Origin of the sequence: Nannocystis pusilla (assembly GCF_020073745.1) — a bacterium.
Classification (GTDB): domain Bacteria; phylum Myxococcota_A; class Polyangia; order Nannocystales; family Nannocystaceae; genus Nannocystis; species Nannocystis radixulma.
Map to the genome: position 1 here is coordinate 277,965 of NZ_JAIRAU010000005.1, position 25,347 is coordinate 303,311.

The 25,347-nt window shown below is 69.5% G+C and carries 20 protein-coding genes and 1 pseudogene; 12 read left to right on the plus strand and 9 right to left on the minus strand.

Features of this window, described 5'->3' with window-relative positions; genetic code table 11:
• Nucleotides 1–15: 15 nt before the first annotated feature.
• From K7C98_RS45460 to K7C98_RS09045, 3 genes and pseudogenes are all read right to left on the minus strand, one after another.
• Nucleotides 16–591 (minus strand): annotated as a pseudogene (locus K7C98_RS45460) (PAAR domain-containing protein); the annotation flags it as partial.
• 1 nt (nucleotide 592) lies between these two features.
• Nucleotides 593–1,870, minus strand: coding sequence for a hypothetical protein (locus K7C98_RS09040; protein ID WP_224191175.1), 1,278 nt, complete (start codon nucleotides 1,868–1,870; stop codon nucleotides 593–595).
• A gap of 35 nt (nucleotides 1,871–1,905) precedes the next feature.
• Nucleotides 1,906–2,466, minus strand: a complete 561-nt coding sequence (locus tag K7C98_RS09045; protein ID WP_224191176.1) for a hypothetical protein — start codon at nucleotides 2,464–2,466, stop codon at nucleotides 1,906–1,908.
• A gap of 413 nt (nucleotides 2,467–2,879) precedes the next feature.
• Here K7C98_RS09045 and K7C98_RS09050 point away from each other — a divergent pair, with 413 nt between their 5' ends.
• From K7C98_RS09050 to K7C98_RS09065, 4 genes are all read left to right on the plus strand, one after another.
• The gene (locus tag K7C98_RS09050) at nucleotides 2,880–4,556 is read left to right on the plus strand and encodes a serine/threonine-protein kinase (RefSeq protein ID WP_224191177.1); all 1,677 of its coding nucleotides are present in this window, start codon (nucleotides 2,880–2,882) and stop codon (nucleotides 4,554–4,556) included.
• Nucleotides 4,557–4,624: 68 nt separating this feature from the next.
• Nucleotides 4,625–5,818: a vitamin K epoxide reductase family protein gene (locus K7C98_RS09055; RefSeq protein ID WP_263429349.1), complete on the plus strand. Its 1,194-nt coding sequence runs from the start codon at nucleotides 4,625–4,627 to the stop codon at nucleotides 5,816–5,818.
• 23 nt (nucleotides 5,819–5,841) lie between these two features.
• Entirely contained in the window at nucleotides 5,842–6,837 is a 996-nt protein-coding gene (locus K7C98_RS09060) for a hypothetical protein (protein WP_224191179.1), read from the plus strand.
• A 157-nt stretch (nucleotides 6,838–6,994) separates the two neighbouring features.
• Entirely contained in the window at nucleotides 6,995–8,209 is a 1,215-nt protein-coding gene (locus K7C98_RS09065) for a TlpA family protein disulfide reductase (protein WP_224191180.1), read from the plus strand.
• Here K7C98_RS09065 and K7C98_RS09070 read toward each other — a convergent pair.
• Nucleotides 8,206–9,414 carry a hypothetical protein gene (locus K7C98_RS09070; protein WP_224191181.1) on the minus strand — a complete coding sequence of 403 codons (1,209 nt, stop codon included), beginning with the start codon at nucleotides 9,412–9,414 and terminating at the stop codon, nucleotides 8,206–8,208. The genes K7C98_RS09065 and K7C98_RS09070 overlap by 4 nt on opposite strands.
• 132 nt (nucleotides 9,415–9,546) lie before the next feature.
• Here K7C98_RS09070 and K7C98_RS09075 point away from each other — a divergent pair, with 132 nt between their 5' ends.
• From K7C98_RS09075 to K7C98_RS09085, 3 genes are all read left to right on the plus strand, one after another.
• Complete coding sequence (locus tag K7C98_RS09075) at nucleotides 9,547–11,109, plus strand: DUF4215 domain-containing protein (protein WP_224191182.1); 1,563 nt, start codon at nucleotides 9,547–9,549, stop codon at nucleotides 11,107–11,109.
• On the plus strand, nucleotides 11,106–12,656 hold the full coding sequence (locus K7C98_RS09080) for a DUF4215 domain-containing protein (RefSeq protein WP_224191183.1): 1,551 nt from the start codon (nucleotides 11,106–11,108) through the stop codon (nucleotides 12,654–12,656). The genes K7C98_RS09075 and K7C98_RS09080 overlap by 4 nt, the downstream gene beginning before the upstream one ends.
• A gap of 866 nt (nucleotides 12,657–13,522) precedes the next feature.
• Nucleotides 13,523–13,693 (plus strand): hypothetical protein, encoded by a 171-nt coding sequence (locus K7C98_RS09085; protein ID WP_224191184.1) that lies wholly within the window; start codon nucleotides 13,523–13,525, stop codon nucleotides 13,691–13,693.
• Here K7C98_RS09085 and K7C98_RS09090 read toward each other — a convergent pair.
• Nucleotides 13,690–14,016 carry a hypothetical protein gene (locus K7C98_RS09090; RefSeq protein ID WP_224191185.1) on the minus strand — a complete coding sequence of 109 codons (327 nt, stop codon included), beginning with the start codon at nucleotides 14,014–14,016 and terminating at the stop codon, nucleotides 13,690–13,692. The two genes, K7C98_RS09085 and K7C98_RS09090, sit on opposite strands and share 4 nt — an antisense overlap.
• Before the next feature lie 359 nt (nucleotides 14,017–14,375).
• Between K7C98_RS09090 and K7C98_RS09095 the strand changes: the two genes are divergently transcribed.
• From K7C98_RS09095 to K7C98_RS09110, 4 genes are read left to right on the plus strand one after another with little or no spacing between them, the layout of a single operon-like run.
• Nucleotides 14,376–15,026 carry a hypothetical protein gene (locus K7C98_RS09095; protein ID WP_224191186.1) on the plus strand — a complete coding sequence of 217 codons (651 nt, stop codon included), beginning with the start codon at nucleotides 14,376–14,378 and terminating at the stop codon, nucleotides 15,024–15,026.
• 12 nt (nucleotides 15,027–15,038) lie between these two features.
• Nucleotides 15,039–16,559 carry a serine/threonine-protein kinase gene (locus K7C98_RS09100; protein WP_224191187.1) on the plus strand — a complete coding sequence of 507 codons (1,521 nt, stop codon included), beginning with the start codon at nucleotides 15,039–15,041 and terminating at the stop codon, nucleotides 16,557–16,559.
• Nucleotides 16,560–16,567: 8 nt separating this feature from the next.
• Nucleotides 16,568–17,401, plus strand: a complete 834-nt coding sequence (locus K7C98_RS09105; protein ID WP_224191188.1) for a hypothetical protein — start codon at nucleotides 16,568–16,570, stop codon at nucleotides 17,399–17,401.
• 26 nt (nucleotides 17,402–17,427) lie between these two features.
• Complete coding sequence (locus K7C98_RS09110) at nucleotides 17,428–19,101, plus strand: hypothetical protein (RefSeq protein ID WP_224191189.1); 1,674 nt, start codon at nucleotides 17,428–17,430, stop codon at nucleotides 19,099–19,101.
• Between the two features lie 7 nt (nucleotides 19,102–19,108).
• Here K7C98_RS09110 and K7C98_RS09115 read toward each other — a convergent pair whose 3' ends face one another.
• The 4 genes from K7C98_RS09115 to K7C98_RS09130 all read right to left on the minus strand — a co-directional run bounded on the left by K7C98_RS09115 (nucleotide 19,109) and on the right by K7C98_RS09130 (nucleotide 24,569).
• Nucleotides 19,109–20,197 (minus strand): hypothetical protein, encoded by a 1,089-nt coding sequence (locus tag K7C98_RS09115; protein ID WP_224191190.1) that lies wholly within the window; start codon nucleotides 20,195–20,197, stop codon nucleotides 19,109–19,111.
• A gap of 453 nt (nucleotides 20,198–20,650) precedes the next feature.
• Nucleotides 20,651–22,108 (minus strand): glutamine synthetase family protein, encoded by a 1,458-nt coding sequence (locus K7C98_RS09120; RefSeq protein WP_224191191.1) that lies wholly within the window; start codon nucleotides 22,106–22,108, stop codon nucleotides 20,651–20,653.
• Nucleotides 22,109–22,344: 236 nt separating this feature from the next.
• On the minus strand, nucleotides 22,345–22,599 hold the full coding sequence (locus K7C98_RS09125) for a TerB family tellurite resistance protein (protein ID WP_224191192.1): 255 nt from the start codon (nucleotides 22,597–22,599) through the stop codon (nucleotides 22,345–22,347).
• A gap of 68 nt (nucleotides 22,600–22,667) precedes the next feature.
• A complete protein-coding gene (locus K7C98_RS09130; RefSeq protein ID WP_224191193.1) occupies nucleotides 22,668–24,569 on the minus strand; it encodes a site-specific DNA-methyltransferase in 1,902 nt (633 codons plus the stop codon).
• A 127-nt stretch (nucleotides 24,570–24,696) separates the two neighbouring features.
• Here K7C98_RS09130 and K7C98_RS09135 point away from each other — a divergent pair, with 127 nt between their 5' ends.
• Nucleotides 24,697–25,272, plus strand: a complete 576-nt coding sequence (locus K7C98_RS09135) for a hypothetical protein (protein ID WP_224191194.1) — start codon at nucleotides 24,697–24,699, stop codon at nucleotides 25,270–25,272.
• Nucleotides 25,273–25,347 lie beyond the last annotated feature (75 nt).

A 25,347-nucleotide genomic window follows, 5' to 3' on the forward strand; every position in this document is an offset into this window, starting at 1 on the left:
GCAGTGGCGGGTGATGTCGAACATCCGCGCCGCCCGCGAGCCACCGATGAAAGTGTTGCTCGACCCCGTGAAGATCTCGAGGCCCGGCGAGAGCGAGCCGCAGGTGAGGGCCAGGCCGACGTCGCTGGCGCGAGCCGCCGGTACGCCACCGTGCAGCACGCTGACGCATCCCGGCGCCAGGACGGTGCCGATGCTGGGCAACGGGACCGGCGGCGCCGGCGGGATGAGGCTCGGCGGGTGCAAGTGGGCGTGCAATGGCCCGACGTGCGGCATCAAGAGGGTCGCAGCCGGTAGGCCAGGCATCAGCGCCGCCAGCGGCGCGGTGACCATGGCGAAGCCGGTGTCGAGCATTTCAAAGGGCGCGGACAGGAGGCCGAGCGCACCGCCGACGTATTGCTGAATCACCCCGCATGCCCCCTGATTGGGGTCGGGTGCGCTGCGGAATGGCGTGACGGCGCGATTGACGACGTCGGCGACGGCGTCGATCGTCGTATTGCCTGACGGGCCGATCAGCGGCGGCGGTGCCTCCACCGGAGTGTCCACCGGTCGCGGCCGCGGGAGGCCCTTGATCGCGTCGACGGTGTTGCTCATGTCAACGCGACGGGGAGGTGGGTTCGGCCCGACGGCCGACCTGCGTCAGATCGTGTCGGGCTTTCGCGGCGTCAGCTTGACGACCCGCGCGCTCGTGTTGCTCGATGAGCGCGGTCAGGCTCTTGCGCTGACCGTCGTGGTACTCGAACGTCGCGGCGAGGGTGGCCGCTTGCCGCCAGCTCGCCACGGCCTCGGTCGGCTTGCCGCCCCCGAGCTGGGCCCTGCCCTTGTCGTGCAAGGCGTCGCAGCAGGCGGTGTGGTTGAGGCCCTTCCTGGCGAGCTCGGCCGCGTTCCCGAGGTAGACCTCGGCCTCGGCGTAGTCGCCGATCCGCAGCGCCGAGCGACCTGCGCCCAGCATCGGGTTCAGCATCAACGGCAACACGCCGGTCGGAGCGACGAGCGCGAGCGCCTGGCGGTGACGGGCGAGCGCGGCGTGATGGTCGCCCTGCGCGTCAGCGACCTCGCCGGCGCCGCTCAGACACAGCGCCTGCATGCCCGGCTGCTCCTTACCCTCGAAGTACTCGTAGACCGCAGCGTACTTGGCGAGCGCGTCGGCATATCGCTTGTATGCCAGGTCGACAGCAGCGAGCTGGAACAAGCCGAGGATGCGCTGCTGCGGCGGCTTTGAGCGGTCGGCGACCGAGGCGACAAGATCGTCGTGCATGCGCTCGGGGCTGAAGTCGAGGTCCATGGCCAACACGGCCTTGACCTTGAGCTGCTCAAGTCGTGGAACGAGCACGGGCGCGACTCGGTTGTCGCGGATGAACAGCCGATGGCGAGGCGCGAGCTCGGGCTGCAGGAGGCGGACGACGAAGTCGGTGTAGGCGCCCGGATCCAGGAGCTTGAGCGGCATCAACGACCAGACCACCCGATAGTCGCCAGCCGGCACGAGCGCATCGACATGGGTGAGCAAGGCATGGAAGCGCGCGACGGGGTCGCGCCGTGAGTCCGTGACCGCGGGCGGCGGTCGACGCCACGGATCGAGTGCATACACACGATCGGCTTCGAGGTGCTCATCCCCACGCTCGACGCGGACTCGCTTGTCGGCCTGCATCGCCGCTGCGGCCTCGATCTGGCCGAGCAGCCCACGGACGACCTCGTCGACCCAGCTCTGCGACGCGCGAAACTCGTGGGCGAAGGTCAGGTAGATTGCGTGCTCGCTGTCTCGGTCGAGCCCGTCGAGAGCCTTGAGCGGGTAGAGCAGGTCGTCGTCGTCGGCCGAGAGCACCATGGCCCGGTAGTCGTCCTGGCGGACGAACTCCTCCATCGCCTCGGTCATCGCCTCGACACGCTCGGACATCCCCTCACCCTCCCCTAGTTGAGCCGGATCACGTGCGAGCGGACGATCATGTCGCCGTCCGTGCGGATGTCGACGCCGCCATCGCGCGCGTTGAGCTCGATGCGGTCGGCTCCGAAGCGGAGGCAACCGGCGACCTCGACCGCCGTGTTGGCCTGCATCAGCCGCAGCTCGGGCCCGTTCACGGTAGCAGCGATCTGCAGCAACGGCCGGCCGTCCGGGCCCTTGACCGTTAACGACTCGCCGGCGCCGAGGCGCAGCTCCGGGCCCGATTCCGCCGGGAGCGTCGGCCCAGCGCTCGCCGGCTCATGCACTCGGCCCGCGAGCACGCCCACGACGACCGGCTCGGGCCAGTTGAGGGGCTTGCTGACCAGCACCTGTTGGCCCGCTCGGAGCCGCAGGTCCGCGAGGGTCGGGAGCCACGCAGCCGGCGCCTGGCCGTCGGCGCCCTGGAGTTGCACGAATACTCGCCGCGGGAGGTGGGGGTGATGAGTATCGAGGCACTCGCCAATCAGGGTGCCCGCCCCGAAGCCAGCAGCCTGTACCTGGGCCGCGTGCTCGAGGAGCTCTTCGAGCATGGCCGTGTCGGAACCCGCGGATGAGAGAGCCGAAGCCGAGGCGCTCTCGGGCGCGTGCTCAGTGGGTGACTTCACGACAGACGCCTCCAGCACGAGGAGGGAGGCGAGTGCTCTGGACAAGGGCGAGACCAGAAAGGGGGTCGCCTCAATCGGAGCGTCATTGATACGATGGTACGATCGAGCATTTGGCCGCGGCAAGACGCATCCGAGCGCTTAATCGCGCTTGGCCAACTCACGCATTCGAACATGTTGCGCGCTGGATTTCCTGCAGCGCGGAATTGGCCTCTTTTCGGAGCGTCTTTACGGATCGCAGCCGTCGGGCGTTTCGCGCAAGGACAAGTCGGTCTGCCACGGGCCGCGGCCGGCCCGCCGGCCTACTTTACCGGGCGTGGCCTCACGGTTAGCTTCGCCTGGTGAAGTTCACCGAGGAAGAGCTCGGCGAGGTGGAGCGGACGGAGGCGCACGATGCCTCGACCGTGCACCAGCCGTCGCGGGCGGATACGCGGGCCGGGCTCCTGGTGGCCGAGCGCTACCGGATCATGGAGCGCCTGGGCAAGGGCGGCATGGCCGCCGTGTACCGTGCTGTCGACCGCGAGTCGGGCGTGGAGTACGCGGTGAAGTTCCTCGACCGTCGATTCACGGCCGACCCCGACATGGGGCGACGCTGTCAGCGCGAAGCGCGGACGATGGCCGAAATCGAGAGTCGTCACGTCCCACGCGCATTCTTGGTCGGGACGACGCCAGAGAAAGAGATCTACTTCGTGATGGAGTTTCTGCGCGGGCGCGATCTCGAGCAGGTGCTCGCGCGCGAAGGCCCGCTCGCGTGGCGCCGGGCCGCGGCGATCGGACTCCAGCTGTGCGAGGCGCTGGCAGCGGCCCACGCCCGCAACATCATACACCGCGACGTCAAGCCGTCGAACTGCTTCCTCGTCGAAGGCGGCGACGCAGGCGACGATCTCGTGAAGTTGATCGACTTCGGGATCGCCAAGGACCTCGACGCGAGCGGCGAGCAGACCAGCCTCGGGCTGGTGCTCGGGACGCCTGGTTACGTGGCTCCGGAGTTGCTCGCAGGCGAGGTGCGGCCGTCGCCGGGGACCGACGTGTATGGCCTCGGCGTGACGATCTACAAGTTGATGACCGGACGGCTGCCTTGGCGGCCGGGTAGCGCAGGTGAGGTGACGTACGCGCAGATGCACGAGCCGCCGCGGCCGCTCCACGAGCACGTGCGCGGGACGATGCCGCCGAGGGTCGAGGCGGTGGTGATGCAGGCGTTCGAGCGCGATCCGTCGCGGCGCTTCCGCTCGGTCGACGAGGTGATGGCTGCCCTGCGGCTGGCGCTCGATGAGCCGCGCGCGGTGCCGCCAAGCGGCTCGGCGCTGCGGGAGGCGCGGGCGCCGGTGTCTGCGCCAGCGCCTGGGTGGCGTCGTGAGACGGCGATCGTGATGGTGACGGCTGCGGCGCTGTTCGGAGGGGCGTGGTCCCTGGCACCGACGAAGAAGCCGGGACATGGCGGATCTGGACGGGTGCTGCTGTCCGCCGTGCGGCCGACGCCGACGCACCAGTTGCTCGTGCGTGAGGCGACAATCGCCGAAGACAGAATGCGCAGGCACGTCGTGAACGCGACGGATGAGGCGGCGCGTGGTGAGGTGGAGCGCGTCGAGACCCCGGGCGAGGGTCTGGCGCGTGAGGCTCCGCCGTCGCCCGTGGCGGAGGTTGCGGCTCCGGCCGCATCGCCGCCCCGAGAGCCGACGCCGGTGCCGGCGCGGCCGTTCTCTGCCAACAAGGTGCGCGCGCAGCTCGATCGGCGCCTCGCCGATCTGCGGGTGTGCGCGATGCCGGGCACGGACCGACTGCGCTTCACGTTGAAGGTGAGTCCGGAAGGTTCGGCGGACGAGGTGCAGGCATCGCCGGCGTCGTTTCGTCAGTGCGTGCTCGATCAGCTCGACGGGGCGTCGTTTCCGGCGAGTGACGACGGCGGAGAGCTGACGTACACGTTCACGTCCAAGGACGCGCCGAAACCGGCGACGAAGAGCAAGAAACCTTCCAAGAGCGACCCGACGGACGACCTCCTGCCGGTGGGGGGAAAGTGACGGCGCCGACGATGGTCGCTCCTCCCGAGCTCCCTCGACGGGTCCGCGTCGGGGCGGGTTTGACGCTCTTGTCTGGGGTCGTCGGGCTCGGCGTCAGCGCATGGCTGGTGCGGCTCAAATTCGGCGCCGACTACCTGTGCGACGCGAGCGGATGCACCGGCGGCGACGACGGGCCGTCGTGTGCCGAGGCGCTGAGTAGCGCGTGGTCGGAGCTGCTCGGGCTTCCGCTTGGCGTATGGTCGATCGGACATGTTCTCACGACCATGATGCTCGCGGCGGCCCTGCTGCGCGGGCGCGGTCCGCTGGCCGAGGTCGCCCCGCGCGGACTGCTGGGGCTCGGCGCGTTCGGTATCACGGTGTCGGCGGTCCTGGGGACCTACGCGTTCACCCAGTTCACGCACATGTGCCCGTTCTGCATGGCGCTGTACGCGACGCTGACGCTGGCGTTCGTCGGCGCGTGGCTGATCCATGGGCCCTCGGACCAGAGCGCCGGCGGGCAGCGGATCCGCGGGACGTTCTGGGCGGCGATGATCTGGGTGCTGACGACCGGCGGGCTCGCGGTCGGCTATCAGATCGCGGCGCGCAGGGCGAGTTGCCCGCCGCCGCCGCCCAATCCGCCGCCGGTCACGCTCGCAGCGACGGTCGACGCGCCGCGCTCCGCGGTGATGCTGTTCGTCGACCCGACCTGCCCCCTTTGTCGGCGAGAGCTGCACTACTTGCAGCAATCGCTGCCGCGGTTGCACGCGCACGGGGCCGAGCTGTGGGTGTACATGTTCCCGCGCGCGAGCTGTGACGAGCGGTTCCTGCCGTCGCACGAGTTCGTCGACACCGAGGGAAGGCCGCAGGCGCACGGCGAGGCGCGCGGCAACAATGCGTGCCTCGGGGCGCTGGCGGCGTTGTGTGCGGAGCAGTTGGCTCCCGGGCGCGGGCTCGAGGCGCTCGCGGCGCTGTTCGACCTGCAGGACACGGAGGCGCCGCGGTTCACGATCGAGAAGGTGGAGCGAGCGCTCGGCGAGGTCACGGAGACGCTCGGGCCGGGCGGGAAGCTGCGCACCTGCGTCGACGGTGAGGCCGCGGCGGCGACGCTGGCGGCCCAGCAGCGCTACTTGCTCTCGTGGGTGAAGGCGCGAGGCGGACGGGTGAGCGTTCCGCAGGCGTTCGTGGTTCCCATCGTCGATGAGACGCTGCACCTCGACGACGCGATGCCGACAACGAGCGCCGGAAAGATCCTCAAGCTCATTGAGACGCCCGGGTCGAAGTAGATATGGCGATGTCGTTCCATGGGTTGGCCAAGGTCGTGGGCGCGCTGGTGGCGGCGGTCTGGGCGACGGCGCTGTTCGTCGCATACATGGTGGTCGCGCTGCGCGGAACATCTGTCGACACGAGCGACGGGGCACGGGTCTGCGACCCGCGCCAGCCGGACGAGGAGCAATGTCCCGAGGGCAACTGGTGCGTCCATGGGGAGTGCACACCGCGCGAGGAGCCCCAGGTCGCCCAGCGGGGCGAGCAGTGCCGCGATTGTCCGTGCGACGTCGGCTTGCAGTGCGGCGCAGATCTTCGCTGCCGCCCGCGCAACGAGCCAGAGCCCCCCGCGCCCACGTGTGGTGATCCTGCCGTCGAGGCGGCGGTCGCCCGCTTGACCCAAGCGTGCCTACAGCGGCGACACAGCGTGCAGGACCAGGTCGAGAACGGACAAGGGTGCAGCGCCGACGAATGGCGGGCGCTGCTCGCCGACGACGAGCAGATGAATACGCTGCTCGCGGCGTTCCCGGACCGGCTGGCGGTGTTCTTCCCGTCGGGCGAGCCGCGCGCCCGACAGCCGTGGCCGGACGCGCTGACGCGGGCGCACATGGTCGGGGAGTTGGCGCGCCACGCCGAGGCACTGAGCAAGGCGAAGATGTTGTTCGTGCTCGGCCGAGCGAGCCCCGACGGCAACCCGGCCGACGATTACGCGCTGGCGCTGCGGCGGATCAACGCGGTCGAGCGGCTCATCGATGTCGCGCTCGGCCGCGAGAAGCCGAGCGAGCGGGGCGCTGGCCCGATGCTCATCGGCTCGGGTGCGCCGAGCGATCGGCCGATCGCGCTGGAGGCGTTCGTCCGCAACTACGCGGGTACGCAGACCCCGATCGCGACGTCGCGGGCGGAGAGCGAGCGGCTCGCCGCCGCGTTCGCGGCGATCCGCGCGGGTGAGCCAGTGCCGGGGCGGCGCTCGCTGGAACGCGATGTCAATCGCATGGTCCTGGTGATCCCAGTGCCGTGCGCGGGGACGAAGGAGGAGTGATGACTTCAACGACAGTACTACGCTTGTTGCTGGCCGCGGCGCTCGCAGCGACGTTCGCCGTGTTCACAGCGGCAGTCGCTGTTTGGCGCATCATCGGCGTCGAGAACGAGGTCCTGGGGGCGCGCAGCGCCTGCGACTGCTGCGAGGAATCAGGGCGGTGATGACCGCGAAGACACCCGTCGAGCCCGAGGGCCTGCGCGTGTTGCTGCGGTGGACTGTAGTGCTCTTGCTCTCGACGGCAGTGCTCTCTGGTCTGACGTACATGCTGACGTGGCGGTTCCAGGAGCAGGTCGAATTGCTGAGGGACATACGCGCGCGCGCGGCTTCATGCCCCGCGCCCGTGCGCTCGTCCGCGGAGCGCCACGTTGAAGTCGAGGCAGCTCCGCCGCCCCCGAGCGAACCGCTCGGGTCCGGCTCCTACGTCGCGGCGGGCGTCGACATCGGGCCGCTGATGCACCTGCGGCTCGAGCGGGTGCGCCAGAACGCACCCGCAGGGACCGTGCGCTTCGGCTCGTCGGAGGTGCTGTCGCCGCGCTCCGTGCACGTCATCAGCCTGTGGGCGCCGTGGTGCGTCGCCTGCAAGGAGGTCTTGCCGGATCTGCGCGAGCTGTTCGAGCGGCGCGGCGCGAGCTGGGGTGACTCGGTTCGCTTCCTGCCCGTGCAGGTGCTCGACCCGACCGCGCCCGAGGACGCGATCCGGACGTGGGGGCCGCTCATGCCCGCGAGCGCTGTGCAACTCGCCGATCGTTCGCTCGCGGACAGCTTCGTCGCCGCGCTGCGCGACGACTCGCGCCGCCTGTACCAAGGGACGTTGCCCGTGACGCTGGCGCTCGACTGTAATCGCCGTGTCCGATGGGCCAGGATCGGCGTGCCCGGCGAGGCCGAGCTGAAGGAGCTCGAGGACTGGCTCGACACTTTCCGCGCCGAAATGACCGACGGCGATCCGCGTTGCCGCCAGGTCTGGTGCGGCAACGGCCGCTGCGAGGCCGGAGAGTCCGGGCGCTGCGAGGAAGACTGCGGCACGCCCGCTGAAACAGCGCCGAGTGAGCGCCCAGTGTCGGGACCGACCGAGGTCGCGGTCGGGCCGAACGAGATCGTCCCGGACGTTCCTGTTACGCATGCATCCAAGCGCGCGAAACCGTGCCCGCAAGAGTGCTCTCGCTGCGACGAGAAGGGCCGGTGTTTGACGATGTGGGCCGGGTCGGAGCCGCCGGCGACCTCGACAACCGTCTGCGGCGATGGTCGCTGCGAGCGCGGCGAGGACACGAAGACCTGTTGCCGTGACTGCGGGTGTACTGGGTCGCTGCAGTGCCGACGCGGCGAAGATGGGCAGGACGTCTGCGCCCCCGCGAACGAAATGTGGTCGGACTAAAACCGGCCCTCGACGACGAGGGCGCCACCGCCGACGCGGACTTGTGGCCCCGCCGACACGAGGAAGCGGCCGCTTCGATCGAGCATCAGACCCGTGATTGCGCTGGCCAGGCTGCCGGCGCCGAGGCCCAGGAACGTGGCGCCGATCGTGTGTGCGGCGCCGGCGCCGGCGATCGCTCGGCGATCGTCGTCTGTCCAGGGGGATGGGTCGTGGTGCCGGCCCGATGCCTGGGCGCCGAGGCCGAGGGCGACCGCGCCACCGATCGTCGACAGGCCGCCGACCGAGGCGGCGATGATCCAGCCGACCCGACGCTTGCGGGGCTCCTTGACCTGGGCGACAAGACCTCCGATCAGCGCGCCGGCACCGACGCCGAGCACGGCGGCACCCGAGGCTCTCAACGTCTCGGCCGCATCAAGGTCACGGCGGCACGTCTCGACGGAAAAGAGAGGGTCGCCGCACCCCTCGACGGGGCTGTTGAGCCGCGACGACCATCGGCCCTGCCCGATGCCGAGCAGGGTCCCGCCGACGACGATCCCGGCCGCGCCGGCGCCGCTCCAACCGAGCGTGAAACGCCGGAGCGCGCGGGCGTCCTGGCGCGGCCGGAGATCCAGGACCGCCGCGGGCGCCTTGGCTGCCTCGACCCGGATCTCGTCCGTGATGGGCTCGAAGCGTGGATCGTCGACGCGGATCTTCCACCCGCCCGGATCGAGCGCTAGCACGGTGTGCGCGCCCGGGCGGACCGCGACGGTGAGATCCGGTCGAACGTCGGACGCGAAGGCGGAGACGAACGTGAGGGTGACGGAGAGCGGTGCGTCAAGCGGGCGCTGCGTTCGCAGCTCGAGCGGCACCGGCCTGGTCTCCGCGCGGACGGTCCGCAGGAGGGCCGTTGCTTCCTCGCGCTGGGCGGCGGTCAGACCAGGCAGCGCCAGCAGGGCTTCGAGGTGAACGACCGCGTGGGCATGGTGGCTGAGGGCGACACGCGCGAGTGCTGCATTGAATAGGTCGGATGCCGCATGTCCTTCGCGCCACAACGCCTCGAACTCCAGCGCCGCCTCGCCGAAGTGCCCGAGCTTGAACGCTGCGCGGGCACGAGTGCGGCGCTCGTCGGTGTTCCCGGCGTCGCTCACGCCTGCGGCCGGCGATGCGGAGCCGGTGGGGAGGGAGGGCGCCTGGAGCAGGAGCGCGGCCAGGAGGACGCAGACCATGGGCCCGGGAGTGTACGGAAAACGAGCGACGAACGCGAGGCCCAACCGAAGTTGGCGCCCCACCCATGGGCGGGGGCGCAGACGCACGTGTGCGCCGTTGATCGCCCGAGATCCATGTTTTAAAGTCAGCCGATGATGCGCGTCGACGTGCGACTCGGCCTCGTGCTCGCCCTCGGTGGTCTGAGCTGCTTCAAGACCGGCATTCCGCCCGCGGAGGATCCGTACTGGCAGTGCAACGAGGACCACGTGTGCGACGCGGACGAGAATCAGGTGTCCTGTCCGTCGGACTGCGTGTGGAGGGACGAGACGGGCGAGGGCCCCGCGGCGGCGGTGTGCGACGCGCAGGAGAACTGGACCTTCGTCCAGGCGTGCCTCGGCACGTGCGGGAACGGCCAGGAGGACGAGGACGAGACGGCGGAGACGTGCCCGCGCGACTTCCCGGGGCCCGGCTGCGGCGACGGCGTGTGCGCGCCCGACGAGGACCCCGCGCACTGCCCGACCGAGTGCCACGCGGGGAGCTGCGGTGACGGGACGTGCGAGCTGCACGAGAACGCGGCCATCTGCGCCGAGGATTGTGGCGCCGGGTGCGGCAACGGGGTGTGTCAGGCGGGCGAGGAGGTGACGTGCCCGCGAGACTGCACGCCGTGCGACAGTGATTCATGTGTCTGCGGGGACATGGTCTGTGGGACAGGCGAATCGATGACGAGCTGCCCCGAGGACTGCACCGAGGCGTTCTGCGGCAACGGGGCCGTCGAGGACGGCGAGCCGTGCGACGACGGGAACGACGTGGACACCGACGCCTGCACCAACGCATGTGCCGTGGCGACCTGCGGCGACGGCATCGTATGGACCGGCGAGGAGCAGTGCGACGACGGCCCCGACAACGGCCCCGGCAAGGCGTGCAGTGCGGCGTGCGAGCTCAACGGCTGCGGCGACGGCGACATCGGCCCCGGCGAGACGTGCGACGACGGCAACACCGACGACACCGACGACTGCGCGGCCTGCCAGCCGGCGAGCTGCGGCGACGGCTTCGTGTGGACCGGCGAGGAGAACTGCGACGACGGAAACGACATCGACACCGACGACTGCACGAACGCCTGCGAGCCGGCGGACTGCGGCGACGGCATCGTCTGGGAGGGCGAGGAGGAGTGCGACGACGGCAATCAGACCGACACGGACGGGTGCTCGAACGCGTGCCTGAAGCCGCGGCGGGTAATCTTCGTGACGAGCGCGATGTTCCAGGGCAACCTAGGCACCATCGACAGCATCGACCTCAAGTGTCGGACGGCGGCGATGGACGCGGGTCTAGCGAACGCCACAACTTTCAAGGCTTGGATCTCGACCGACGAGACCTGGCCGGCGATGAGGATGGACACCAGCTATCTCGGAAAGTACGTCCTCGTGGACGGGACTCCCGTCGCAGAGAACGGCTGGACGGACCTGACCGACGGGGAGCTCTCACACGCGGTCGACCACACTGAGGTGGGGACGAGCGTGGACTCGGTTCCATGGACAAACACAAAGGCCGACGGGACGCCCGCCGGGTCGGCTCACTGTAACTTCTGGACCAGCCTCGGCGGGATGAACAACGGTCATCACGGATTCACCGTCGCGACCGACGCGACCTGGACCAACGCGATGGGCACGGTTCCGTGTTCTGCCCCGTCCCCCATCTACTGCATCGAGGATCCATGACGCGCCGCCTGCCCCTCCGGACATGTCTCTTCGCGCTGACCCTCACGCAATGCGCCCGCGAGTTCGAGCACCCGCCCTGGCAGTGCAACAACGACTTCGTGTGCGACGCGGACGAGAATCAGGTGTCCTGTCCGTCGGACTGCGTGTGGAGGGACGAGACGGGCGAGGGCCCCGCGGCGGCGGTGTGCGACGCGCAGGAGAACTGGACCTTCGTCCAGGCGTGCCTCGGCACGTGCGGGAACGGCCAGGAGGACGAGGACGAGACGGCGGAGACGTGCCCGCGCGACTTCCCGGGGCCCGGCTGCGGCGACGGCGTGTGCGCGCCCGACGAGGACCCCGCGCACTGCCCGACCGAGTGCCACGCGGGGAGCTGCGGTGACGGGACGTGCGAGCTGCACGAGAACGCGGCCATCTGCGCCGAGGATTGTGGCGCCGGGTGCGGCAACGGGGTGTGTCAGGCGGGCGAGGAGGTGACGTGCCCGCGAGACTGCACGCCGTGCGACAGTGATTCATGTGTCTGCGGGGACATGGTCTGTGGGACAGGCGAATCGATGACGAGCTGCCCCGAGGACTGCACCGAGGCGTTCTGCGGCAACGGGGCCGTCGAGGACGGCGAGCCGTGCGACGACGGGAACGACGTGGACACCGACGCCTGCACCAACGCATGTGCCGTGGCGACCTGCGGCGACGGCATCGTATGGACCGGCGAGGAGCAGTGCGACGACGGCCCCGACAACGGCCCCGGCAAGGCGTGCAGTGCGGCGTGCGAGCTCAACGGCTGCGGCGACGGCGACATCGGCCCCGGCGAGACGTGCGACGACGGCAACACCGACGACACCGACGACTGCGCGGCCTGCCAGCCGGCGAGCTGCGGCGACGGCTTCGTGTGGACCGGCGAGGAGAACTGCGACGACGGAAACGACATCGACACCGACGACTGCACGAACGCCTGCGAGCCGGCGGACTGCGGCGACGGCATCGTCTGGGAGGGCGAGGAGGAGTGCGACGACGGCAATCAGACCGACACGGACGGGTGCTCGAACGCGTGCCTGAAGCCGCGGCGGGTAATCTTCGTGACGAGCGCGATGTTCCAGGGCAACCTAGGCACCATCGACAGCATCGACCTCAAGTGTCGGACGGCGGCGATGGACGCGGGTCTAGCGAACGCCACAACTTTCAAGGCTTGGATCTCGACCGACGAGACCTGGCCGGCGATGAGGATGGACACCAGCTATCTCGGAAAGTACGTCCTCGTGGACGGGACTCCCGTCGCAGAGAACGGCTGGACGGACCTGACCGACGGGGAGCTCTCACACGCGGTCGACCACACTGAGGTGGGGACGAGCGTGGACTCGGTTCCATGGACAAACACAAAGGCCGACGGGACGCCCGCCGGGTCGGCTCACTGTAACTTCTGGACCAGCCTCGGCGGGATGAACAACGGTCACCGCGGGTTCACGGCTGCGACGGACGCGACCTGGACCGACGCGATGAGCGTGAACGCATGCTCTTCTCCGTCGCCCCTCTACTGCATCGAGGACCCGTGACGCCCCGCCTGCCCCTCCGGACATGTCTCTTCGCACTGGCCCTCACGCAATGCGCCCGCGAGTCCGAGCACCCGCCCTGGCAGTGCAACGATGACTTCATGTGCGAATTTACCGCCGTGACGGACGCAACCTGGGCCGACGCGATGAACCCGAACTCGTGCCCCAGTCCCGCCCCCCTCTATTGTGTCGAAGATCCGTGACACGCCGCGGTCGCCACACGCGCCGGCCAACATTCCCCGCGCCGGCTAACACAACACCCGGCTGCCCCAAGCTTGACCGTCTCGGCCCGCTGCAGGGGATGGGCGCACGCCTCGACACAACGGCCGGGCTCACCTGTCGGACCGTCGCCGTCGATCTGGACCCTCTCGCGCGGGTTGATCCTGATCTCGATCCGGGCAGTCGGCTTGCACTTCGCCAGGGCTCCCGGCCGAGATGGCGACGCAGCGAATGACCATGAGTCGGGCCGTGCTGACCTTTGAGGCGCGGTATCGTCCATTGAACCTAAAATGAGCCTGAGATAAGACGCAGATGGGAGGTGTGAGCGAAAATGAAACCCACCACGCGCGAGAATATGTCCAGGCCTCAGTGCGCGGCGTCGCCGCCCGACGACCTCGACGTCGAACTGGACGTCGCTGACCTTCGGAACGCCGATCCGCGGCTGCGCCACGAGTTGTCGGGCGTGATCGAGTGCGACGCCCACCAGACAGAACGTCGCTTCCGGCGGCGCCCGTCCGTGATCCTGGCGGTGGCGGGCGAGCACCGGCCGGCGCCGCGGCGTCCGACTCCTCCCCCGGTCCTTGCACGCCCCGTTCGGCGGCGCTGGAGGCCGCATGCTTAGGCCGGCAGCCTCAAACCCGCTGGGGCCGATGGCCCAGTACGCCGCGGTCTACGCCGATCGCCTCGCGCTGCAGGCGATCCTGGAATGCTGCGTCGGCCCTGGAAACGGCTACGCCCCGGTTGGCGAAGAGCAAGAGCAGGGCTTCGAGTCCCTGCGCGTCCGATACGAGCGTTTGTTCGGCCCGCTCCAGAGCGTTTAGTCTTCCCCGCGTTCGGGGGTCGCGGCGGGTGCAGCCGCGAAGTGCTTGATCAGCGCCTCGCGGTCGTAGCCGTCAGCCTTCAGCCGCACGATCTCGCGGACGCGGTCCGCGGCTTCAGGCTGCCAAAGCCGCCGAACGCCCTTGCGATCCCCGCCTTGCTTCGTCGTGGCGATGCCGTGGAACAGCCCGATCGTGCGCCATTCGAGGATCGTCGCGGGCTCTACCTTGGCGATTTCCGCCAGGTATGCCGTGGTGTGGGGATACTTCACGAGCGCGACCGTACCGAGCAGGCTGCCCTGGTGGCAAGAGCCGATGCTGCTCACTTGGTAAGCTCGCTTACCAAACGTTCGATGATGGGCGCTTGCGCACAAGATCTCATCCCCGGAGGATCATTTGTGAGTTTTCGCGCACCTGGAAGCGTTCGCCGCCGGCCTCGAGAGCGCGTCCGGATCACGATCTGCTCGTGGCCTGGCCGACGCGGGAAGCCCCACGAACGAGGGGCCGCCGCAGAGCTGACGATGATGACCGCGCCTCGATGGCCGGATCGTGAAGGCTTCACCACGCGAGCGCGTGTTCGAGCATCTACGCTCGAATACGCCCGCCAGCATTTGAGCCTCATCACCAGCTTATTTCCGGTCCATCGCTGGACCGCGGCGCGCTTCCGCGGCAAAAATGGGCGCCTATGAGCGCGCATGACCATCCCGACGTGGTCGGGTTCGTCGCCTGGATGACGGGCTCGAAGAGAGCGGGCGCCGATGTGCTCGCCGAGGTTCCGCGCAGGGGTGAGCCCGACGTGGACGCGCGAGTCCGGGAGATCATCCGCTGGTTCATGGATCGCCGCCTTCCCTCGCGAGGGCGCGGTGCTTCGGTCAATTTGGACGCGATCCTGCGTGGAGACACGATCCCCCTCGACATGAGCCACCCGCTGATCCGCGGCGATGCACGCCGCCTGAACGTCTTGCAGCGGGCCTTGCAGTCGAAATGCTTGCTCACGGCGCTGTGCAACGTCGCCCCCGGGCCGCGCGCCGCGTTCATCCTGCGGGAGCTCATGGGGTGGTCCGCCAGGCGCCTTGACGGCGTGTTCGAGACGCCGACCGCCGCGCGGGTGAACCACACGCGCGGGGTCGCCAACCTCGACAAATACCTCGGGGTCCGGTGCGAGCACATGGACCCCGGGAACCCGTGCAGGTGCCACGTTCGCCTCGGTGCAGCGCTGGCCCAGGAGTTCATCACCTGGCCCGGGTACGACCGTTTCGACTCCGAGAAGCCTCTCACCCCCGGCAAGCCCCAGACGATCCACAGCCTCATGCGAAGTCTGCAGCCGCCCGCGTGAGTGAGGTGCGCGATGTCCTCGCCTTCGCCTGAAGTGTCCGCGCAGCAGCCCGCCGACGCCACCGCGACGAAGCTGATCGCCGGTCGCTACGAAGTGATCCGCGAGTTGGGGCACGGCGGCATGGGCGTGGTTCACCTCGCCTACGACAAGACCTTCTGCCGCAACGTCGCTCTCAAGCAGACCAAGGTCAGGCGCGACGGCCACCTCGAGCGCTTCCGCCGGGAGTATCGAGCGCTCGCCGCCGTGCGCCACACCGGCGTGCCCGCCATCTACGACAGCGGCGACGATCACGGGCCGTTCTTCACCATGGAGATCATCACCGGCCCCACGATTGCTGACCTGGTGAAGAGAGGCCCGCTTCCGCCTGCGCGCGCGCTGGCGCTGGCGATCGAGCTCGGTCGTGTGCTGATGGCGGTTCACGCGGCCGGCGTGATCCACCGCGACGTGAAGCCGGCGAATGTGATCGTGGAGCCCGGCGATCGTGTGCGGCTGATCGACTTCGGCGCGTGCTTGCTGACCGACGAGTATTACAAGGCGCCCCACCTGCGCGACGTAACCGCCGAGGGCGAGCGGTGGCACACCTCGGAGCACGAGTTCATCGGGTCGATCGCCTACGTCTGCCCGCAGTACTGGACCGAGGGCCTGGTCGCGCCGCAAACCGATGTCTTTTCCGTGTGCGTGGTCCTGTACGAGATGCTGACCGGCCGCGCCTTGTACGGCGAGGCCGGCGGCTTCCGAAAAATCACCGCGGCAGAGTTTCCGTCCAGGCTCGCGCCGCTCGTGGCGGAGCTTGAAATCGGCTTGGCCGGCGCCGAGGATCGCCACGAGACCATGGCGGACCTCGTCCGCGCCCTCGAAATCGTCCGCTCCAAGCTCGCGGCGCCCCGTCGCATCGGCGTCATGGCGGTCGCGTCGGTCGCGTCCTTCGTGCTCGGTGCCGTGCTGGCGACAGCCGTCCCGAGCGAGCGGTTGAGCGAGGTCGCGGCGACGAACGATGCGGGGAACCCAACCGAGCGGTCGAGCGAAATCGCGGCGGCCGTCCCGAGCGAGTTCGTGGCAGCTGTCCCGAGCGAGGTCGCGGCGGCTGTCCTGAGTGAGAGGTCGAGCGAGGTCGCGGCGGTTGTCCCGAACGGGCGGTCGAGCGAGGTTGCGGCGGCGACCTCCGCGACTGACGAGAGTTCGAGCGAGGTCGCGGCGGCGAGCGACGTGGCTGGCAAGAGGTCAAGCGAGGTCGCGGCGGCGAGCGTGACGCGCCCAAGCCCCCCAACGGCGGCGTCGCCGAAGCCGAAGAAGCCACCGCCATCGACCTGGGACGAGCGCCTGAGCAAGGCGGACACGCACGCACGCCGGTGTCTGGAAAAAGCCGGGCTCAAGGTGTCGCCTCGCTTGACCACGATCCCCGCGGGCGAGCCGGCTCGCGTCCGGGGCGTCGCCTCCGACTCGCGCGAGGCGAGCTGCATCCGCGAAGCGCTCGACCGCTTCGGCGTGCGCGTCGCCGAAGGTCAGCGGCAGCACACCTTTTTCGCCGAGTAGGAGTCGTCATGTTCCTGCGCTGCGTCCTCGTTCTGACGATACTCGCTCCGCCGCCCTCGGAGGCCGACGCGATCGCGGCCTACAACCGCGGCGATCTCGATCTCGCCCTCAAGCTGTATCGCGAGCGGGCCGCATCGCCGGGCGTCTACCTGCCCGACGCGCTGTATGGCGTCCACGACGCCCTGCGCGCGCTCTACGACCGGAGCGAGCGCAAGGATCTCGCGCGGCTCTGCGAGGCCCACGAGCTCGCGCGCGGACTGGTGGCCGGGGGCAAGTTCGCCAGCGAGGCCGAACGCGCGGCCTGGGTCGAGCAAGAAGCCGCCGACGCGAAACTCTTGAGCGAGGCCAGCGCGACGTGCCCGGAGCCGGCGTCCGCGACCGACGATGCTCCGCGCGGCGTGACGCCCGAGCTTCCCGCCCCTGTCCCGAAAGACAGCCCGGCGCGTACCGAGGGCTCGGGCTCGCCAACTGCCCCGAAGGACAGCCCGGAGCCATGGCGCCCGCGCGGGCGTGTCGTCGGGGGCTCGGTCGTTGCCGCCGCGGGCGGGGTCATGCTCGGCGGGATGGCCATCGCGCTCGCCGGTCGGTCGAACGCGAACGACACGATCGCCAGCATCACCGCGGCCGCTCGCACCGAGGATCGCGACTTCACGCCGGACGAAGAGGCGGACGCCCGCGAGGCCGATCGTCGGTTTGGCCAGCTCGGAGGCGTCGCCGTCGTGCTTGGCGTCGCCGGTTTTGTAAGCCTGGTTACAGGTCTTGCAGTGATCCTGGCCCCGCCACGCGACGCCTCACGCGCGCGGGTTCGCGCTCAGGGCGCCGGGTTCGTATATTCGTTCTGAGCAGCTCCGCCGCTTTGGAGGTCCCCATGCTCCGCCGCACCGCCGCCGCCATCACCCTGACCGCCCTCGCAGCGTGCTCCGGTCATGCGCCAGCGTGGGCGGACTTCGCGGCCCATGATGCCGCCCACGATTCGGAGATGTCCGTGGGGACAGGTAGCACCACGGCCGATCCGTCGACGACGGACGGCAGCCAGGGGAGCGCGACCACCGACGCGCTGCCGATGACCGCGACGGGCGAGCCCGAGGATACTGCCACGACGGGCGACCCAACCTCGGACGGCCCGACCTCATCAGGCAGCGAGTCCCTGCTACAGCCAAGGATCCTCGAGGTCGGCATGCCCGCGATCGTTCACCTCGCCGGCCCCGTGGACCTTCAGGTCTCGACGCGGGATGCGAGCCGCGTCCGGGTCAAGCTCGACGGCGTCGAGCTGGACGAACTGGTCGACCAGGGCGCCGGCGTGTTCGCGGGGACCGTCCCGTGCTTCGGCTCGGTCGACAATGGCGCCCACACGCTCGACGTGATCGCGCTGAACGACTCTCTCGCCGATTTGCGCGCCATCGACTTCCAGGTCGCCGCGCCGCCGGCCGGCGATCTGGCATGGGCCGTCCCGTACCCGATCGGCTCCAGGGCGCGCCGCATCGTCGTCACCGCCGAAGGCGACGCGATCGAGGTCGGCGCGATCGAGGTCGACGGCGCGCCGCGTCCGTCGATCCGCAAGCGCTCGGGCAAGAACGGCGCCGAGGTGTGGGCCGAAGGAACGATCGTTCTCGACTCCCGCGAGGGCTCGGTCGACGCGGCCGCCTTGACCCCTGACGGCCGGATCTGGGTCGCCATGAACGTCCGCCAGGCGGACAAGGCATGGCGGCCGCGGATCCTCCTGCTCGATGCCGACGGCCACGAGACCGGCATCGAAATGCCCACGGAGGCGGGCGCGACGGTGGGGGGGATCGCCGCGGACGGCGCGGGCGGGTTCTTCGCGGTCGGCTTCGCCGGAAGCGGGCTCGGCGACATGGACGTGGTGATCTGGCGGATGAACGGCGAGCACGTCGCCGTCTTCAGCGCCAAGCCGTGGGACTACGTCCCGAACGGAGACAAGAATCTAGCGCACAGCTTCAGCGACTTCGCCTTCGACGTGGTGATCAAGGGCGCCGCCGCATGGGTCGTAGGCGCGAGCGCGGGGAAGCACGAGGGCAACGAGACACAGGCACGGGGTCTGCTCGTGCCGCTGGACCTGGAAACCGGCGCGCAGTTCGACCCGGTGATCGTACAGGTGCCGAGCGGCGGCTGGCGGCAAGGAATGTACCTCGGCGCCGCCGCACACCCGGACGGGATCGCCGTCGTCGGCTACGGCGCGACGGCCGACAGCACTTCGCAGCGCATCGAGATAGCGATCTACGACGCCAGCGGCTCGCGGATTTGGTTTCAGCCGGAAGCGGCCGCGGATGTGGCCTACGGCACGGCAGTTGCGGTGAACGCCCACGGCGGAGTCATCGTTACGGGCGTCGTGCGAGACAAAGACGTGCTCCGCGGGGTCCTGCTTGGGCGCAAGAGCACGCTCTACGATCACAAATTCCCGCCGAGCGCCGAGCCATCCGCGGCATTGGGGCTCGCGCTCGACGCATGGGATCAGGTATTCGTGATCGGCGAGGTGACCGCGGGAGGCATGCGTCACGCCCGGGTGGCCTTCGTGCGGCAGTGAGCGAGGCTCACTGCGGGATGAAGCTGCTACACGCCTCATGGACGAGGTCGGCGGCCTCGTCGAAGAACCCGTCGTAACTGTCGGCGCAAATATCGCCTTCGTGGTGATACGGGAACGATTCGATCACCGCGACGAGGTGCTGCGCGATCGGAGGATCGTTGTAGACGCAGTCGGCGATCGGCTCGCCCACAAGCGGCTGCGGGACGATTGCCAGCCCGACGATCGCGTCCTCGTCCCCGCCCTTGGCTGCGACCACCGCATCGTGAACCTTCTTCGCGCTGAGGACTGATTTCTCGTCCTCGTTGTCCATGATGAACACGAACACGAGCAGCGCGTCGTCGCGTAAAAAGCCCTCGTTGCAGCCACCCGGGCCGTTGAGGTCGTCGGACACGGCGGCGACGAGGGTGTCGGCGAGCGGCGGATCGGCGCCGAAGGTGCCCACGCGCGCGATGCACTCGAAGTCGTCGGGGTCGGGCTCGATCATGTAGCGGTGGCCCCCGGCGAGCTCGCACACGTGGTTTGTCGCATAGGGCCCGGCGTTGTAGAGCAGGCCGGCGCCACGCGTCCGGTCGCACTTGAAGACGGTATCGGCGTAGGAGCCGCAGACGTAGTCCATCGCGTACGGGCCGCAGTTGCTTTCGTTCCCACAGTGCTCGGGCGTCTCGCAGCCGATGCCGCGCCAGTGCTCGTCCGTGTTCACGGAGATCACGTGCGTGTCGAAGTCGGCGAACTTCGTCCCGATGGTCTCCGTGAACCCGGGAAAGCTCGCTACAAGCTGATCCTGCTCGTGCCACATCGTCCCAAGCGCCGAGATCACGAACACAAAATCGATCTTCCCCTTGCACCCCTCGGGCTGTGGATCGCCGAAGTCCGGCATGTCGACGGGGCCCGGGTCGGTGCTGGCCGCGCTGTCCTCGCCGCCGCCCGTCGAGGTCGTCCCCGACGTCGAGCTCGACCATGTCGAAGTCGTCCCGGTCGAGCTCGTCGAGGTCGAGCTGTGCGCGACGGACGTAATGCCCGGACCCGTCGACCAGGCGGGCGAGCTGTCGTTGTTGCACCCGGCACCGAGTGCCGCGGCGAGCAGAAGGCGGCGCACGTGCCCATACTAGCGCGTGCGCGCCAGGTGGTTCGCCGGTGTTCCACGAGCGCGGCGGGGAGCGACCGCCTGCCGCTCCCCCGCGTCGATGGTGACGACCAGCGCCCCTCGTCTCGCGTACGCTTCCACACGCGCCGGACCGGCTGCGAGCGCCCGTGCTGGGGAAATGGCGGCGCCATGAGCCGATCTCGGTCTCTCCGCCTGGTAGGTTCGCCGGTCTCGTCGCACTGGCGTTGCCGGCCGGATGCGGGCCCATTCGACGTTCGGCCCCAGGGCGGGAGCAGCAACCCGCGCCACTTGCGCAGAGTCTGTCACAGGTCGAGGCCTGTGACAGACTCTGGGACGAAACGCGACCAGCGCAGATAACCGCAGAACAAACCGAGCATCTTCAACCCCGCGCGCATTTTCGAGAATTCAGGGCTGCGCTGTCTTTGGCGCGGGGTTTGCTGATGCTCAAAACTTGTTCCACAGATACTGATTCGTCACCTCATGGTGAAACTGCACCTCGGCAGCCTTGATGAGTGACCCGAGCGCGCGCGGGCAGCGTTCGGCGGACGCTTGTTTGACCTCGGCGAAGCGGGTCTGGACCTGTTCGCCGAGCAGGTCGGCGACGAACTTGGACGACTTGAACAGGCGGATGGCGTCGTTGATGTTGTCGGGGAGGAAGCGGGTGCGAGCGCGCTTGTTGGCGATCTCGGCCTGGTCGGGCAGCGGGCCTTCGAGGCCGGTGCGGAGCAGGGTGTAGACCGTCATGTAGGGGTTCGCGTCGGGGGCGACGCTGCGGACCTCGATGCGGGCCGAGCGTTCGTTGCCGAGGGGGATCCGGACCATGCTGCCGCGGTCGGTGGCGGACGCCTTGATCTGATTGGGGGCCTCGAAGTGGGGGTCGAGGCGGCGGTAGGCGTTGACGCTGGCGTTGAGGATCAGGCAGATGTCGGGCGCGCTGTTGAGAATGCGCTCGGTGAAGCTCCAGCCGGCGGCGGACAGGCCGCTGTCGCCGCTCTTGTCGTGGAACAGGTTGGTGCCCTTGCGCGCCAGCGAGATGTTGGTGTGCATCCCGTTGCCGTTGATCCCGGTGACCGGCTTCGGCAGAAAGCTCGCGGTCATGTCGTAGTTCTGCGCGACCTGCCGACACAGCAGCTTGTACAGCTGGACCTGGTCGGCGGCCACCAGCGCCTCGGTGTGCATGAAGTTCATCTCGAACTGCGAGGGCGCGACCTCCGGGTGGTCCTTCTCGTTACAGAAGCCCATCGCCCGCTGCACCTCGGCCGCCGAGTCGATGAATCGCCGCAGCGCATCACCCGGCAGCGAATGATAGTAGCCGCCGGTCGAGATGAACTCGAACGCGCCGCGCTCGGGGTAATTGCGCTCGGCGTCGCGGCCGTGGAACAAGAAGCCCTCGATCTCGTGGGCGAACTGGGCCACGAGGCCTTCCTTCTCGTAGAGCCCGGCCGTGTAGTCCTTGAGCCGCGCGCGCATGTCGGCCTGGTACGGCAGCCCGTCCTGCCCGCGCACCTCGGCGAACACCAGCACCTTGCCGGGGCCGAACACGTCGGACGGCAACCAGTAGAACGCCGCCCAGTCGATGCTGAGCCGCAGATCCGACTCGTGCTGCTGCGAGAACCCGCGCACCGAGCTGCCGTCGAAGGTCAGGTTGTCGGCAGAGCGCAGCAGGAACTTCTTGTCGTAGTCGAGCATGTGCAGCCGACCCTCGAGATCGGTGAAGCACACGGTCACGGCCTTGATCCGCTTCTCGTCGGTGAGGTACTTGACCCGCTGTTCGCGCACCTGGTCCGCCGGCACCCGAGCGGTACGCGCGTTTTTGACCTCGAGGTTCAGCTCCTCGAGGCGGTCATAGGGAATCTCCAGGAAGTCGCGGAGAGCGGCGGTCGGCGCTTCAGGGCGGGGCATGAAGGCTAAATAGACCCTGAACTAACCTAATTTCAAGGGTCACTAGCCTAATTCCCGAGCAAGAGGTGTGCGCCAAGTCGCAAAATCGCGCGCCCACCGCGCCCCACTCCACCTTTTTTCGCGTCCCGCTCCAGCTCGAGCCGCGCGCCGCGCCGGCGTGGCGCGCGGCTCTCCTCGCGTCGTGCGGGTCGATGCCGGAGCCGCCGCCGCGTCTTGCGAAGATCGATCTCGGCGCCTCAGGCGAGGAAGCCGTGGAGCTCGTCGCCGCCGAGGATCTCGAGCGTGAGGTCGGAGTACTCCTCCTGCGACAGACCGAGCGCCGCGGCGACCGTGCGCAGATAGATATCCTCGGCGAGGTCGAGCTCCTCGTCGGCCTCGTTGACGCTGGCGACCAGCTCGAGCAGCTTGCGCTTGTCCTCGACCGGCAGGCCGTCGAGCCCGCTGGCAGCCTGTTGCGGGTTGAAGGCCGCCGGGCTGAACGTGTTGACCAATCTAGCGAATATACAGGTCATCGAATGGGCAGAATGGGCAGAACACCGGAACTCGCGCGAGGCTTCGATCAATCGATCGCCCGGGTGCTGATTCGCCCCGCGACGTCGACCGCCTCGATCACCACCCTGCCCTCGCCCGCGATCGCCTGCGAGACCAGCGGCATCACTCCGTCGCGCCCGCGCTGGGTCGACCACCGCGGCGCGAACACGGCTGCGTCGCCGCGGTCGTCGAGGGCCCACTCGACGAGCGCGTCGACGCCGAGCTGGGCCCAGTTGCCGTCGCTGTCGACGGCCGCGTAATTCGTGATGCGGATCGTCCGGCCTGCGGGTGTCGCCTCGACCACGAGCGAGAGCCGGGGCGCGCGCGTCGGCCTGGCCTCCTCGCCCTCCGCGAACGCGCGAGGGATCTCCCACAGCGTCACCGCTGGCGCGTCGACGTCGTGCGCCGACGGGTCGAACGTCCACGCGATCACCTCGAGGGCCGCGGCGCCGGCCGCCCGCGCCGCGCCGAGCCAGCCGGCGATGTCCGCGGCAGTCGGGCGCTCCTCGGGCGCCGCGACGACCACCGCCGCCTCGCCGCGTCGCCCATGCAGCTGTCCTTCGGAGCTCGTCGCCGCCCCATGCAGCTGTCCTTCGGGCCATGTCGTCGCGCCGTCCAACTGGCCCTCGGAGCAGGTCGTCGCGCCGCTGGGCTGGCCTTCGGACCACCTCGTCGCCCCGAGCAGCTGTCCTTCGGACCAGGCCGTCGCCCCATGCAGGGCGAGCACGCGGCGGCGCAGCTCGGCCTCGTCGACGCGCTCCACCAGCCCGCGGCGCATCGCCGGCGCGGCGTCGAGCACCACGAACGGGCCGGCCTCGCCGCTGCGGGTCAGCGCGCGCAGGCGGCGGCGGCTGACCGTGAAGGCCGGCTGCGAGCGATCGATCGCCACCCAGCGTCGGCCGCAGCGGGCCGCGACCGCGGCGGTGGTGCCCGAGCCGCTGAACGCGTCGAGGACGAGGTCGCCCGGGCGCGAACACATGTGCACGATCCGCTCGAGCAGCGCCTCCGGCTTCTGCGTGTCGTAGCCGACGCGCTCGACGTGGGTGCCTTGCAGCGCGCGGATGTCGGCCCACACGTCCTGCAGCGGCACGCCCTCCTGCTCGTCGAGGTAGTGCTTCTGCCGCGGCACCGCGCCCGGGCGGCTCTGGTAGACGCGTCCGCTGCTGTGGAGCGCCTCCATCGTCGCCTGGCCGTAGCGCCAGAAGCGGGGCACCCCGAGGAACTCGTAGTTGGGGTTGCCCTTGGCCGCGCCGCCGGGGGCCGTGAGCGGGCTCGACATGAAGCGCCGACCGGTGCCCGGCTCGACGTGGCGGTACCACTTGGCCACGTAGTCCTTGTCGTAGGGCGCGCGCAGGGTCGTCCACGTGCGCGTCTGGCTCATGCCGTAGAACAGCAACACGTCGTGCACCGCGCCCAGCCGGCGCGCGCCCTGGCTCGCGTCGTTGTGGGCCGAGTAGCGCTTCCACGCGACCTGGTTGATGAAGTTGTCGGCGCCGAAGACCTCGTCCATCACCACGCGCACGTGGTGGCACACCTGGATGCCGACGTGGACCACGATCGTCGCACTCGGCTTCATCAGCGCGCGCAGCAGCGACAGGCGCGGGTACAGCATCGACAGGTAGGCCGGGCCGCCCCACGTGTCGCAGTAGGCGAGCACCTCGACCTCGCCCTTCCTTAAGTAGTGGGACGTGCCGACGTCGAACGGCGGGTCGATGTACACGAGGTCGACCGCTGCGCCGAGCTCGGCGTGCAGCGCGGCCAGGGCGTGCGAGTTGTCGCCCCACACCAGGCGGTCGGCCCACGCGTCCGGCTCGCCGACCCGCTCGCGCACGACGAGCGGCTCCACAGCGACAGGGACGGCGGGAGGCGCGACCTTGCCGGGCCACGTCAGCTCCACGCGCGCCTCGGTCGGGGTCGTCCGCCTGGGCATCGACGGGCATCGTACCCGAGCGCAACCGGGCCCAAAACGCCTTCTGGCCGCGAATTCGGGCTCCTGGTGCGAAACCGCGCCGGCTCTTGGCGGCCCTGGCGAGATCGCGCACACTCTCGGGCGGGCCATGACGACCGCCGCCGCGCCTCGTTATTACTGCGACGCTGCCGAGCACTTCGTCGGCGCCAGCGGGGTCGAGGCCGACCCGGTGTACGCCGGCTCGCGCGGCGCGTCCGGGCGCATCGACGGCCCGCGCCGCAAGGCCCGCTTTCACGGCCCGCGGGCGGTGACCGAGGCCGGCGTCTCGCTGCTGCTGGTCGCCGACACCGGCAACGGCGCGGTCCGCAGCATCGACACCCGCGCCGGCGTGGTCAACACCGTGATCACGCTCGAGGACATCTGTTCGATCGAACATGTCCAGGAGTTCACCCCGAGCGGCCTCGCCTGCGACGGCGAGCTGCTCGTCATCGCCGACCCGCGCAACCACGTGGTGTGGAGCTACGAGCTGCGCAGCTATCGGCTCGCGCTGCTGGCCGGCAGCCCCGGGGCGCACGGCGACGTCGACGGCGCGGCCGGTCAGGCCCGCTTCTGGTTGCCGATCGGGGTCTCGCTTGCGAGCGACGGGCGCGGCTTCATCGTCAGCGAGGCGCGCGGGCACCGGCTCGTCAGCCGCAGCGGCGACGTGCGCACTCTCGGCCGCTGACCTCCTCGCAGGTGCGCGAGCCTGCGCACCTGCGACCGCGGGTTTGACACCCGCGACCGGCCCGTGAAACACGAG

Excerpts from the sequence above, each read along its gene's own strand:
- K7C98_RS09095 (WP_224191186.1), top strand. The coding sequence starts at position 14,376 with ATGAGCGCGCATGACCATCCCGACGTGGTCGGGTTCGTCGCCTGGATG.
- K7C98_RS09040 (WP_224191175.1), bottom strand. The coding sequence starts at position 1,870 with ATGACCGAGGCGATGGAGGAGTTCGTCCGCCAGGACGACTACCGGGCC.
- K7C98_RS09085 (WP_224191184.1), top strand. The coding sequence starts at position 13,523 with ATGGCCCAGTACGCCGCGGTCTACGCCGATCGCCTCGCGCTGCAGGCG.
- K7C98_RS09070 (WP_224191181.1), bottom strand. The coding sequence starts at position 9,414 with ATGGTCTGCGTCCTCCTGGCCGCGCTCCTGCTCCAGGCGCCCTCCCTC.
- K7C98_RS09135 (WP_224191194.1), top strand. The coding sequence starts at position 24,697 with ATGACGACCGCCGCCGCGCCTCGTTATTACTGCGACGCTGCCGAGCAC.
- K7C98_RS09075 (WP_224191182.1), top strand. The coding sequence starts at position 9,547 with ATGATGCGCGTCGACGTGCGACTCGGCCTCGTGCTCGCCCTCGGTGGT.
- K7C98_RS09130 (WP_224191193.1), bottom strand. The coding sequence starts at position 24,569 with ATGCCCAGGCGGACGACCCCGACCGAGGCGCGCGTGGAGCTGACGTGG.
- K7C98_RS09080 (WP_224191183.1), top strand. The coding sequence starts at position 11,106 with ATGACGCGCCGCCTGCCCCTCCGGACATGTCTCTTCGCGCTGACCCTC.
- K7C98_RS09105 (WP_224191188.1), top strand. The coding sequence starts at position 16,568 with ATGTTCCTGCGCTGCGTCCTCGTTCTGACGATACTCGCTCCGCCGCCC.
- K7C98_RS09110 (WP_224191189.1), top strand. The coding sequence starts at position 17,428 with ATGCTCCGCCGCACCGCCGCCGCCATCACCCTGACCGCCCTCGCAGCG.
- K7C98_RS09045 (WP_224191176.1), bottom strand. The coding sequence starts at position 2,466 with ATGCTCGAAGAGCTCCTCGAGCACGCGGCCCAGGTACAGGCTGCTGGC.
- K7C98_RS09120 (WP_224191191.1), bottom strand. The coding sequence starts at position 22,108 with ATGCCCCGCCCTGAAGCGCCGACCGCCGCTCTCCGCGACTTCCTGGAG.
- K7C98_RS09100 (WP_224191187.1), top strand. The coding sequence starts at position 15,039 with ATGTCCTCGCCTTCGCCTGAAGTGTCCGCGCAGCAGCCCGCCGACGCC.